At 63.6% G+C, this 12,517-nt stretch carries 6 protein-coding genes and 3 pseudogenes; 4 read left to right on the top strand and 5 right to left on the bottom strand.

Translation table 11 applies throughout. The features are described from left to right. Positions 1–450: 450 nt before the first annotated feature. Positions 451–1,183, bottom strand: a pseudogene (locus ABH933_RS43375) (transposase); the annotation flags it as partial. An 8-nt stretch (positions 1,184–1,191) separates the two neighbouring features. On the opposite strand from ABH933_RS43375, the pseudogene ABH933_RS43380 reads away from it, so the two are divergent. Then, positions 1,192–1,584, top strand: a pseudogene (locus ABH933_RS43380) (transposase); the annotation flags it as partial. 669 nt (positions 1,585–2,253) lie between these two features. Here the strand turns inward: ABH933_RS43380 and ABH933_RS43385 are convergent. After that, the gene (locus ABH933_RS43385) at positions 2,254–3,615 is read right to left on the bottom strand and encodes a cytochrome P450 (protein WP_429428637.1); all 1,362 of its coding nucleotides are present in this window, start codon (positions 3,613–3,615) and stop codon (positions 2,254–2,256) included. An 879-nt stretch (positions 3,616–4,494) separates the two neighbouring features. Continuing rightward, a complete protein-coding gene (locus ABH933_RS43390) occupies positions 4,495–6,285 on the bottom strand; it encodes a cutinase family protein (protein ID WP_429428639.1) in 1,791 nt (596 codons plus the stop codon). 965 nt (positions 6,286–7,250) lie between these two features. On the opposite strand from ABH933_RS43390, the gene ABH933_RS43395 reads away from it, so the two are divergent. Further along, complete coding sequence (locus ABH933_RS43395; RefSeq protein WP_429428647.1) at positions 7,251–8,264, top strand: IS110 family transposase; 1,014 nt, start codon at positions 7,251–7,253, stop codon at positions 8,262–8,264. 41 nt (positions 8,265–8,305) lie between these two features. On the opposite strand, the gene ABH933_RS43400 is transcribed toward ABH933_RS43395, so the two are convergent. Continuing rightward, positions 8,306–9,097, bottom strand: a complete 792-nt coding sequence (locus tag ABH933_RS43400) for an FkbM family methyltransferase (protein ID WP_429428641.1) — start codon at positions 9,095–9,097, stop codon at positions 8,306–8,308. A gap of 822 nt (positions 9,098–9,919) precedes the next feature. On the opposite strand from ABH933_RS43400, the gene ABH933_RS43405 reads away from it, so the two are divergent. Then, positions 9,920–10,162, top strand: a complete 243-nt coding sequence (locus ABH933_RS43405) for an MbtH family protein (RefSeq protein WP_429428643.1) — start codon at positions 9,920–9,922, stop codon at positions 10,160–10,162. A 629-nt stretch (positions 10,163–10,791) separates the two neighbouring features. Next, complete coding sequence (locus ABH933_RS43410; protein WP_429428645.1) at positions 10,792–11,319, top strand: hypothetical protein; 528 nt, start codon at positions 10,792–10,794, stop codon at positions 11,317–11,319. Between the two features lie 287 nt (positions 11,320–11,606). Here the strand turns inward: ABH933_RS43410 and ABH933_RS43415 are convergent. Then, a pseudogene (locus ABH933_RS43415) lies at positions 11,607–12,206 on the bottom strand (DDE-type integrase/transposase/recombinase); the annotation flags it as partial. Between the last annotated feature and the right edge of the window lie 311 nt (positions 12,207–12,517).

The following is a 12,517-nucleotide window of genomic DNA, read 5'->3' on the forward strand; positions in this document are numbered from 1 at the left end:
CAGGAGGGGACCGACTGATGTCGGAGAAACTCGAGTTCGCGGCGAAGAAGGACGCGGTGGACACCAGGAAGCTAGCCCGGCAATTGCTGCCTCAGGTCAGCAGGACATTGATCTAGTCGGCCCGCTGCTCAAACAGCCGAGCAAGACCGTGCATGAGACCGCCCTGGGGGCGGAGATGACCGAGGACGCCGGCTACGACAAGACGTGACCATGGTCGCGGAACAGGTAATTCCCGCAACGGGCCTCGACCGGAGCGCTTGATTAGCTCGGATCTTTCGTGGGGTTGATGTGCTGGCCTGATCGGGTTCGGGTTGGTGTTTTGCGGCTGTTCCGGCCGCAAAACGGCATGATTCGTGGCCCGTTCAGCGGGTCGGCTGCCGGGGTTCCACGGGCCCGGGGTTGATTGGCCTTTCGTGTCGTAAGTGGGGTTTGTGCTGGACAGTCAGGGTGGAGGCGGGCCAGGGCGGTCAGGATCAGTGCGGTGTGGGGCCAGTGGGCGGAGAACCGGAGGTGGGTTCGGCGAGCGTGGCAGGCGACGCGGGCTGCTTTGGAGAACAGTCGCAGCCGAAGCCGTTTGGGTTCCCAGCGGCGTGCGGGGTGGTCTGCCAGGGCGAGCATCTGCATCCAGGCGGTGAGTTCTGTTGCCAGGCAGACGATCTCGATCCAGATCCGGTTCTGGTCGAATCCCTGCAAAAGGAGGTTGGCCAGGCCGGTGTCTTTCGCATTGCGGATGCGGTCCTCCCTAAGCGGCGCCGGCCCGCAGTTCCAGATCCGGCAGCTGTCCGCGGCGGGCGTTGGTGGCGAACGCAGTCAACCGCAGGCCGTGGCGGTCGGTGAACCGCAACTGCGCACCGGGGTGCGGGCGCTCTTTCCGCACGATGACGCGCATGCCGGGTGGCCAGCCGGTCAGGTCGATCAGCCCGGTCAGCTCCGCCACCCACGCCCCATCACGCACCTTCCCGTCGGCGTCGCAGGCTTCGGTCCACGCCTCGGCGGGGATGAGATCGACCGCGGCGGCGGTGATCTGCGTAAGCCCGAAGCCGACCGAATACTGCAGATGCCGGTTGTGGCAGTACTGGGTGAATTCGTGGGTGCCGCCGCCGGAATCGGTGCGCACCAGCACTTTCCGGCCGACTCGGTAGCCGGGCTGCCACGGCAGCTGCTGCAGTGCCTGGTTGAGTACCTGTTTGCAAAGCGCAGCTCGCGATCAAAGCGTTCGAGATCGACTACGGGGCCAAGTATCCGAAGGCCGTCGCCAAGATCACCGGTGATGCCTGGAGTTCTACCGGTATCCGGCCGAGCGCTGGATCCATCTGCGCACCACGAACCCGATCGAATCAACCTTCGCGACAGTTCGTTTGCGAACAAAAGTGACCAAGGGACCGGGCTCGCGGGCAGCTGGGCTCGCCATGGCCTACAAGTTGATCGAAGCAGCCCAGACCCGCTGGCGCGCGGTCAACGCCCCGCACCTGGTCGCGCTCGTCCGCAACGGCGCCCTGTTCCACAAAGGCAGGCTGCTCGAACGACCGATCGACATCACACCGAAACGACGAAGACCATTCAGGCGCAACAGAAGTCGCCTGAACCGACCTCGTCCACAGGATTTGACAATATCTCTGGCCGACTGATCGTTGACTTGAGTCACCAGGCCTTTGTCGAGCCAGTGTGGAGCGTCGACCACGACATCGCCGATGCGGATCTTGCCGGGTGGCGGCGCGATCGGTGGCAAGGGTGCAACCTGAGCGGGTAGATGTAGCTGACCGACCGGCGCAAGGTAGCCGATGTGTGTCTGTGGTCGCCCCCACCTGCAGAGAGCTGAGGCTTTTTTTGGCGGTGTCGGCCAGTTCGCACCGCCGGAGGTTTGGAATGTCCCCGCCCGACTGGGCGACCTGTTCTCCTTGAATTATCTGACCTGCTTGCGAAGGTCCAGCGTTCGCGGTAACCGGTTCCCATGATCGCCAACGCCAGCGGTACCGCACCCATCGTCGCCACGGTGCCGACTCGAATGCGATTCCGGTTCACTGCTCTGTGCCTGCCCGCACCCATAACGACCTTCCTTCCGAGGAACGGCAACGACGTACCTGGAAATATTGACGCCTGACATTCGTACCCGGAGTCGCATCGGATTGGTCGACTCCCAAATGCAATCTACCTACGCAACGCGTTGCTGCGAATTTGTGAACACTGAATTTGGGCACGACTGCCATATCGGCCGCCGTACTGTCGATTCCCCGAAGGCCCCGGGACTTGTCGCTATGCGTCGGTGGCGAACCCCTGCTTCTGGCCTGCGAACACGTGGTCAGCTGGGGTGCAGCCGATGGGCTGGTGGCCGCGGACGCGCGGACCGGTGTGGACGGGAAGGCGCTCGTAACCGTGCAGGGTGAACAGCGGCCGCCGGGTGGGCGGATCAGTCAATCGCAGGTCCGGAAACCTTTCGAACAGTGAGCGCAGGGCGTGCGCCGCTTCCATACGGGCCAGACCGGCACCGAGGCACACATGGATGCCGCTGCTGAAGGTCAGATGACCTTTGGCGTTGTCCCGGGTGATGTCGAAACGTGCCGGGTCGGTGAAGACGGCCGGGTCACGGTTCGCGCCGGCTAGCGACAGCACCACGGTTGACCCCTTGCGCAACCGAACACCGCCGATCTCGAGCGCTGTACGGGTGGTGCGAGCGGTAGTTTGCACTGGCGGATCGATCCGGAGGATCTCCTCCACTGCATTGGGCCAGAGTTGCGGCTCGGCGCGCAACCGGTCCAGCTGATCGGGGTGGCCCAGCAGCCATACGATGCCATTGCCGATCAGGTTGACCGTGGTTTCGAAGCCCGCCGCCATCAGAAGGGTCGCCGATGCGCACAGTTCGTAGGTCTCCAGATCGCCCGCAGTGACCAGGCTGCTAAGGATGTCGTCGCCAGGTTCGGCGCGGAGGCGCTCGATGTGCTCGATGAGATACCGGTGCACCCGTTCCGAAGATTCCATCGCCCGCTGGTGTGTTCGCCAGGAGATCCCGAGGTCGAACAACGGACTGATGTCGTCGCCCCAGCGCAGGAACATCTCGCGGTCGGAGTCCGGGAAGCCGAGCATCTCGGAAATGATTGCGATGGGCACCTGCGCCGCGTATTTTGCCACCAGATCGGTGGGCCCATCGTCTGGAAGCGCCGCGAGTAGTTCTTCGGTAACTGTCTCGATCCTGTCACGCAGTCGGGCGACGGCATGCGGGGTGAAGGCCGCGGTGACCGGTTTGCGCATCCGGGTGTGCTCGGGCTGGTCGATCATCAGCATCGACGGCGGATCCGCCGGGTTCGGTGGGACGGGTCGGCGTTCCAGCGCGCGCCGCACGGGCCGGAGTGCACCGAATACGGTCGGCACGCCGACACCGAAACGGTTGTCGCGCAGAATTTCCCGGACCATACCGTGATCGAAGGTGATCCATACCGGAAGGGCCCGGTGCAGCCCGCCCTCCCCGCGCATCTCCTCGATCAAAGCGTACGGATTCTCGATACCCTCCGCGCTGCCGTTCAACCGCGCGAACAGGTCACCGCGCCGGAGCGTTGTCCTTTTAAACAGGCGGATTAGGGCGTGATTGTTGACCCACCGATATACGTACTGCGGTTTCATCGAGCCTCCATCGTCGAAGCATCGCGTCCCTTTGGACATTACGAATATCACAACACCTCCCGCCCCGATATCCAGCGGATATCGCATTGCCAGTCAATAACTGGCCCCGCTTACTTTCGGGCGGTGCGGGTAGCCGATGTCGAACCCGGCTCGGTCCACGATGCGGTCGCCGTCCTGCACAGGTCCTGCAGCGTTGTATTGGGCTGTCGCCCAACTGCAATCTGCCGGCCCTGGACCGACGGCGGCTACGAGGCGCCGGCATCGGCGTGCACGCGCCGATCAAACAACCCGCCGACGGGCCGTGAATTCGACACCTGCAACCGCAGTGGGCCCAAATCTGGGACGGTCCATTGACCCGTCAGTGCGGCGACCACAAGCTGCGCATCGCAGCGGCCAACCAGCTCGCAGCTTTGCTCGTCCAACATCAGTCGGGCGGGAACCGTTTCCGCGCAACCATATTCGGGATCGGATAGGATTTCCTGCACGGCTACCTGACCCCGCAGTTCGCTGACCAGCTGACCTCTGCCTGCATAAGCTCGACGGCGTGGCAAAGAAGGATGCGGCAGGCCCCATCAAGAAGCTGGTTTCCTCGAGGCAATGCGGCTCGCGGTCGATTCTGCTGACGATGCCGGGTTGCCTGTGATGCCGAGGTTGAAGCCGCTCCTTCTGCAGGCTCATTCAAGTTTCTAGGGCCCGTCGGTCACGGCGGTCGACAATATCGACATTCACCGGCAGACGTGCGGCGAACGTGCTGACTCCACAGTCCCTGCGGCCGGGTCACCGCGTTGATGCGGGATGGGCGTGGCTTACCTCAGGGGATCAGCAGGCTGATCACCAGGTCCAGTAGACCACCGACGAGGCTTCCGACAAGTCTGAGAATCATGTGTTCCTTCTGTGGATGATGACCTCGGGCGTGTTCACCGAGACGAGGTTGGGTTGGGTGTGTGTTGGTGTGCTCGGGCCGGTCGGTGTGGGTGTTCCCTGCTGCACCGGATCGGGGTGTTTGCGGGTGTGTGCGCCGCTAGCCGTGTAAGCGACGGCGGCAATCCCTGCCAGGACGAGCACCCACGCCGCGTCGCGATCAAGTTCGCGGGTGTGCACCGCCATGCGTGAGGTGCTGGGATCGCTGCTGGTCCAGTCGGTCGGCGGTATCGGCGCGGGGGCGGACTGGAAGAGCGGGTCGGTGGGTCTGGTGACGGGGCAAAGCGGTGCTGGGGGCACAGTTGGTGTGAGTCGGGGCGAAGCGGCGTGTATCGGGAGTGGAAGGCGGTGAGAGACAAGGTCGTGGGCCACGGCGGTGAACCAGTCGGTAATGAATCCGACCGCGGGTTGTCCGCTGGTTGTGAAGGCATCGGATAGGTAGGCACCATGCTGATCGACGGCGTCGACGTATTTAGACCAAATGCCGGTGTCGAGTAACTGGCCGCTGTCGTCCGCCAGTTGCGCGAGCGCGTCGAAGATATCCGTCATCAGATGGAACATTGCGGTGCGTGATACGCGATGATGTCCTGCGGTCATGAATTTCTCACCCAGCAACGTCATCGCGGCCGGCGGGTTGATCGGGGCGAGGGCAGCGATCTCCGCTACGTCGGCTGTCGTGAGGATCCGGCCGGTCAGCACCAGCAGCGAATTCACTGTGTCGGTGCCAATCTTCATCGCGGCCTCGCGGGCGTCGGGACTTTCCCGTGGGTCGGAGGCCTGGGCGAGGCGCTGACTCAGCGACCATCCCGGAGTCAGTGACAGGGTGCCGAGGGTGGACCCGCGCAGATCGTGGTCGACCAGTTCGGTGACGGTATTGGTGAGGGTGGTGTGAACCGCCTGTTGTATCGAGGTCAGTGTCGCTATCGGATCGGCCGGGTTCAGTTCGGCTTGTCCGGCGATGTTGACCAGTACCCGGAGCAGTGGCATGCGGGGTGCGTCGCAGGCTAGGTCGCCGGGCAGGCACAACGATGCCACCCGCCCAGTGAGCAGCCCGAAATCGGAGGTGATGTCTCGTTCGGGCCCGATCCCTTCGCCGTCGGCGACCCGCAGAAGGCCGACGCGCAGTCCCGATACGTCGGTTCCGGTGGTGCCTGGCGTGGGAGCGGGTGCGGTTCGGCCGGGTGCACCAGGGAACAGTGCCGCGCCCGGTCCGCGAGTAGGGTCGGCCAGCAATGCGACCGCAGCGACACGGTCGGCCGGGATCGCCGCCGAACCGGTGCCGATCTGCCGGGCGAATATCGAAACGATATGGGCCCCTTGTGAATACCCCGCCAATCCGAGCTCGGTGCGCGGGCAGCGTGCCAGTACCGCCGCCGCCATCGACCGCAGACGCTCCAGGCCGCCGCGGACCGATTCCGCGTAGGGCACACTGCCGCCCGGTACCGCGCCACCGAAACCCGCCTCGTACGGCACGTATGCATGCGCCGTCAGATGTTCGCCGATCGCATGCAAAGGGCCCAGGGCCGCGCCCAGCATCCCAGTATCAGGTCCGGTCGGCAGGGTTTCGGGTGACGATTGGCCGGTGCCCTGCACTCCGAGGACATACAGGCTCGGACAGTCTTGCTCCGGCGGGGCGATAACTACTGGTGCAGCCTGCGCCCCACCGAACGCCGCTGCGGCCAGGATCAGTGCTGTCACCGTGGTGGCCGTACCCCGGATCACGGCGACCAGCCAAGAACGCGCGCGCAATCTTCCCGCCTTACATTGACGCGAAAAAAACCATCGCTACTACCTGATTCACCTTGCACGACACACAGGCGAACAACCGGTCGACGGCCCCGGGGCGGACGCCGCATCGTCCGCCCCGGGGCCGACGGCGATCAGGCGCCCCCGGACAACAGCGCGCCCAAGACCTGCACGACTCCCTTGAGCAAGGCGCTCACGACATCCAACAGCATGAGTTCTCCTTCTGATTCGAATGATTCGACGACAACCTGTGCTGTCTCGTATGAGACAGGCGCCGGCTACCAGATCCGATCATTGATCACGAATCGGACAGGCAACCGGTTGTCCAACATGGTGTCACCCCTTAACGCCCGCACGCCCGGGCGAATCCGCGGACACCTTAACGTTATTCGCTCCGCGACGCGTCGCGGATTGGTTCCAGGGGCAGATTTTCGGCTTCGGGCAATACCGATTCATTTCGACCAATTACTCGTCCGCACCGCAACTGTTGCCCAGCCCCCGTCTCCGTCAGCGTCACAACCCTGGCCTGAGAATCCTCGCTGGTTGCCCCTTAGCGTTCGTCGAAGCAGCGAGCCGGCGGCGATTTGCTTCCGTTTCCGGCGTGCCAGCAAGAAACCCGTCCACCGCGGCGATACGCATCGCGCGGTAGTAGGAACCCTCCAACCCTCCACCTCTTCAGGGCCAGCGGCCCGGCCAGCGCGCAGCACACCGCCTCCAGCACCTGTGGCCCCATGCGCCGATGGGCCCGGCGAACGAGGACTGGTTGTGAAGAACCGCATCGGCGACGAACCAACTGGTTTCGCGGAGCTGATGCAGCTGCTGGCCGAAGCCGGAGACACCCACCACGCTCCGATCCTGATCCCGATCGAAACCCCGCAAGGGCTGATGGTCGCCGCGCTGCGCGCCTCGGGCGGCTGGTGTTCGAGATCAACCCGATGGCCGTGGCCCGCTACTGCGAACGTCACTGCATGGCACGGGCCAAGTCCGACCACGCCGACGCGGCGACCCTGGCCAACATACTGCGCGTCGATGCCCACCTGCACCGCCGCCTGCCCGCCGACAGCGAACGCGCCCAAGCTATTTCGGTACTGGCCCGCGCCGAGCAGGACGCGGTCTGGCGCCGCACCAATGCCGGCAACGAACTCCGATCGCTGCTGCGCGAATACTTTCCAGCTTTCCTGGCGGTGTTCGCCGGGAAGTCGGCCACCAACCTCGCCAAGCCCGAGGCCCGCGCCGTCCTGGCCATCGTGCCCACCCCGGCGTACCTCGCTAAGCCACTAAGACCCGCATCGTCGCCGCGCTGCGCCGCGCTGACCGCCAGCGCGGCATCGACGCCCTGGCCGCGGAGATCCTCGCCGGACTTCGGCACTTGCAACTGCGTCAGTCCGAGCTGGTGGAGAAGGCGTTCGGCCGCTAGGCCCTGGCGCTGCTGGCGGCCCTGGACATCGCCTGGACCGGTTGTGATGACCTGGAAGAGACCGCGGCCGAGGAATTCCGCAAGCACCCCGACTACGCCATCATCACCAGCTTTCCCGGCCTGGCCGACTTCACCGGCGCCCGGGTGCTGGCCGAGATGGGCGAGGACAGAACCAAATTCGCCACCGACCGGACACTCAAGGCTTACCAGGATCCGCACCGGTCACCCGTGCCTCGGGCAAGTCGATTTCCATCACCTATCGCCGCATCAAGAACGACCGCCTCGCGGCAGCTGGCTGGATTTGGGCGTTCGCTGCCGCATCCCGCTGCGACCCCGCGCGCGGGCACTGCCAACGCCATCGAGCGCCCGGAGTCCGGCACCCGGTGGCACTGCGACATCTGTTCAACAAAATGCTCGGCCAGCTCCGTCATTGCCTCCAATCCCGAGAGCCGTTCGATCCGATCAAAGCCTTCAGCCACCCAGCCGCCGCACCATCCGAAGGAGCCGTCGCTTGACTTTTAAAGACAATCGGAGGTCTGCCGAACTTCAGGTTCAGCCAGTCTGACCTAGGTCAAGATCCGCCGCTACTCCTGCAGCCCCTTCGGGTCAGTTGGCCAATGGCCGGGCAGCGTAGATCTCGTGCAGTTCGGTTCCGGTCAAGCTTGGATCTTGCCTTCGGTGCGGGGATAGTCCGTGCCGGCCCAACAAGTCGCAGAATTGGGCCAGGCGGCCATCAGTATCGTGAACCTCGGCCACAACGGCGCGAATGCGGCGCCAGTCCACCTCGGTAATGCCGCGCAATACATCCAATTCCGCCCGCTCCACATCCACTTTGAGCAATCCGATCTCGGCGGTGGGGGCGTGCTCGGCCAGTATTGCCGACACCGTAGTCACCGCCACGTCGATCTGCTCGCCGTCGTGCAAGCCGGCAGTGATGTGCTCGATTGATTCATCATCTAGGCCGCTGTTGCGCAGAAAGATCTTAGTTGTTTCACCGTCTCCTTCGCGGTCGGCATATAGGCCGGAATTGGCCGACGCCCGTGGATACCAAGTGAACGGCATAATTCCTGGCACAGCGCCGACCGCAACCTGCAGCGACACCCCATGAGGCACATGAGCGGCCATATTGCGCTGCAGACAGTGGAAAATCGTCGGCACGGGCTCGGCAGCGATGATCCGAATTCCGGGGCAGGCCTCGGCGAGCATCATTGCAGTGAGTCCGATATTCGCACCGATATCCAGGACGATCTCTCCGGGCCGTAGGCGGGCGGCGGCGTGTCGATAGAAACCGTTCGTCGCCATCGTCTCGCGCCACAACATGCGCGCCTCGGCTGGACTCGTGCAAATCACCATCCTGTCATCGTCGAGTCGCAGCCGCTGGAGGGGGGTGGTCAGCATACGCTGGTGAACCTTTCGTAGTCGGGGTCGACGACGGCCAGAGCATCCGCATTGCTCTGCTCGAGGAGACCTGCGTCGACGACCATGTTGTTGCCAATGTGGCCGGAGAAAGGGTGCTACGCGTGGGCGTAAGCGGGTGTTGTCCATGCAGGCTGTCCGCCGTAAGCGATCGTTTCCGATGCGCACTCGCCGGGACACGGCTCGGGGCGGCTGCCAGCATTCCGGATGATGGTAGCCGCACCGAACGCTCTGATGCGTACTTCCTGACCGCGTTTCTCCTACTGCGACGTCGCATGCTGCACGAAGCGTTTACCTTTCGGATGCTTTGATCCGCCAGCAACACCATGTGCAGTTCGAGGCTACGGTAGTCACGGATGGGGGCGATTCTCGTCGAACTAGTCGCCTATAGCACGCACCCAGTGACCCAATATTCACATTTACCCGATTTGTCACGAACAAGCCCTGTGACACGCTGGCTATGCGGCAGTGCTTGACGTCCTGGCTCACGGTGGATAGATTTCCGGTCAGTTCCCATCCGTGCGCCGCGTGGTACAGAACAGGTGCGGTTCGCAGGTATGGTCTGCGGGGATGTCGACTCGCGCGGACGGAGAACTGCTGGTGGCGCCAATCGGGTTATCCCGGGTACGTACATAGCGTGTACGTACCCGGGATTATTTTCCTGATTCCAACCACCTGATGCACGACGCAGACAATGTCGCTACTGTTCAGATCGTCGGCAGGCCCAGTTGATTTGCCCGAACTTCCACAGCGGAGGGCGGATGACATACATTCGCACACAATGCCGGTATACAGTGAGGTGAGATGAGCACGAACCCATTCGACGGCGAAGATGGCCGGTTTTCCGTTCTGATCAACGATGAAGAACAGTATAGCCTGTGGCCAAGCTTTGCCGATATCCCGCACGGATGGCGTCGAGCGTTCGGCGAGGACAGTCGAAGCGCCTGCATGGAATACATCGAGAACAACTGGACTGATATGCGTCCGAAAAGCCTGAGACAGTCCATGCGTGCCGAAGCCGCAGCAGCTCAAGTCAGCGAGGCGTGACCCGTACGAGAATTACACTTGCGATAGAACGAGGGCACCAATAGAAAGGCTTATCGAGCATCAACCGAGTCCGCCGACATCCGATGAAGGTTGGCAGTCCCACATGGCGGGGAATGCCGGAAGTCGGATGGCTTGCGGGTGAGTCCATGAGCCGAACCGACAAGGAGGTAACAGAAAGCAATCGAGTAGCTACACTCCTTGCGCATCTCCGTAGCTCGTTTGTTAACAGATGTGGGGGGTTGAATCTTTTTCCACATGAAAGGCGATCTATGGGCTTAGGCAAACATGGAACTCCCCACCTGCACCGATACAAAATTGTGTCGTTGGTTGCCGCGGGAGCAGTTCCAGTGGCGTTCGGGCTGGCAGGAACCGGGCTCGCGAACGCCTCGTACACCGAGAACACCAATGTCGCCCAGTCCAACCATTCTCAACAGGGCCAACGTCAGCCCGACCCGTCTCGGCCCGGCCAGACTCAGTCTGAAGGACCACAGCCTGACCGGATCTGGGGCAACCAACCTCGATCGGACCAGCCGGCGCAGTGGCCTGCAGCTGAAGTACCCAACGTACATCCGTACCAGGGGTTTCGGATTCCAGATAACACGCTGAGTTCGCTACAGTGGGCGCGGCCGATGCCGGAGAACAAGTACCTCGCTCCCCTGGGAGCGTTGCATCCGCCCGTGCCGGTAGCTCCAGTGCCGCCAATTGCGCCTCCGCCAGGCAAATTGCGATTCGGCGACGTACAAGTCGATTCACCGGAGTGGCTGAATCGGGAGCAAGCAATCCAGCTCAACGATGGCGCCGCCCAAGCTGAGGCCAGCACGGCAACCTTCCTCGACTCAGTCGGAATGGAGCGCAGCCGGTCCGACCGCGTCGCAGGAGAAACCATTGGCGGCGCCGTCGTCGGCGCAGCGGCGGGCGCAGTAGCGGCGAGCCCCTTCGGGCTGTTCGGTGGGGTCGTCGGAGGCATGATGGGCACAGCGATCGGCTTGCCGTTTGCGCCGATCGGCCTTGCAGCGGGACCCATAGGTGCCGTTTACGGTGCGGCCCTAATGGAGGTTCCGATCGCAGCCATCGGTGCCGGCATAGGGGCATCCCTCGGTGCGGTGCATGCACTCAGTGCACCGCCGCGGACGTTGTCGGCGACTGATATTCGGTAGACGGCCGTGGGACCGTTTGAAGGGTTTGGGGAACCTGACCACACCGCAGGCTCCCCTATCCCAGAAAAGATCTTTCGGTAGCCGCTGTTCCTCGATCCTCTCGTAGCCGAGTCCCGGTTGGGCTGGCTGATCAAGACCAGCCACCAAATCCTCATCGACGGATCCAGCGACCAGTCCTGAAAACGCCCCGTCGACGATCCGCGCACTGACATCGTCAGCGGCCCCTATTCATGCTCCCGGCCGCGAAGCTGACGGAGGGTGGCTATGCCGGTGGGTTTGAACGGCGGTGGCATACCGGGTGCGGATCGGCTGCACCTAATAGACCGCATCTCGGCTCTCCAGATCTGTGAGATGTAGCAGGAACCGTTGTCGGTAAGGACTCGTTCGACGGTGATCCCGTTGGCGGCGAAGTACTTTCGAGCCCTCCGCCAGAACATGACGGCGGTTTCTTTGCGTTCGTCGGGCAGGATTTCGCTGTAGGCCAGGCGAGAGTGGTCATCGACGGCGTTGTGCAGGTAGCTGCAGCCGACATGGCTTTTGCCGTTGCTGCGCAAGGTTTTTCCGGGTGTGCGTGTGCGGTTGCGGGCGCCGGCGCGACGCCCCACGGTGCGGTGGCCGCCGCCGTCGGGGATGCTACCGAGTTTCTTGATGTCGACGTGGATCAGCTCGCCTGGCGGGGGGTGTTCGTAGCGGCGGACCGGTGCTGCGGTGGCTCGGTCGAGCCATCGCAGCCGGGCCATGCGGTAGCGGGCCAGGACGCGGTGCACGGTGGAGGGGTGTAGTCCGAGCAGGTAGGCGATGCGGGCGGGTCCCCATCGGCGCAGCAGCCGAATTTTGATGATGCGGCGTTCGGTGCGGGTGGGTGTGCGGTGCGGGCGGCTGGACCTAGCCATCGGCTACCGCGCGCAAAGCAACCGCGCCGAGACAGGCCGAAGGGTCACGCAGATAGGTGGCGTCACCGGCGGTGTGCTGGCCGAATGTCCCAGCGGTGGGTGTTCCAGGCGCACGGGAATCGCGGTGCTGGGTGAGCACCCTGGGCGCTTGGACGTGCCACGCGCGTGCCGTGAGGCGTTCGGCCCGGTCATTGGGTACCGGAGTCGGCAGGGCAGGCGGGCGGTTACACCGAGACTTCGTGGACTGCGGCGCCGGCTCGCACGTCCAGGATCGCCACCAGCACCATCCGGCACACGGCCATGTC

Source organism: Nocardia sp. GP40, from assembly GCF_050434125.1.
Taxonomy (GTDB): domain Bacteria; phylum Actinomycetota; class Actinomycetes; order Mycobacteriales; family Mycobacteriaceae; genus Nocardia; species Nocardia albiluteola.

What these genes read in the sequence shown, in the direction of transcription:
- ABH933_RS43395 (WP_429428647.1), top strand. Translation starts at nt 7,251, where the DNA reads ATGGCACGGGCCAAGTCCGACCACGCCGACGCGGCGACCCTGGCCAAC.
- ABH933_RS43410 (WP_429428645.1), top strand. Translation starts at nt 10,792, where the DNA reads ATGCCGGAGAACAAGTACCTCGCTCCCCTGGGAGCGTTGCATCCGCCC.
- ABH933_RS43405 (WP_429428643.1), top strand. Translation starts at nt 9,920, where the DNA reads ATGAGCACGAACCCATTCGACGGCGAAGATGGCCGGTTTTCCGTTCTG.
- ABH933_RS43400 (WP_429428641.1), bottom strand. Translation starts at nt 9,097, where the DNA reads ATGCTGACCACCCCCCTCCAGCGGCTGCGACTCGACGATGACAGGATG.
- ABH933_RS43385 (WP_429428637.1), bottom strand. Translation starts at nt 3,615, where the DNA reads ATGAAACCGCAGTACGTATATCGGTGGGTCAACAATCACGCCCTAATC.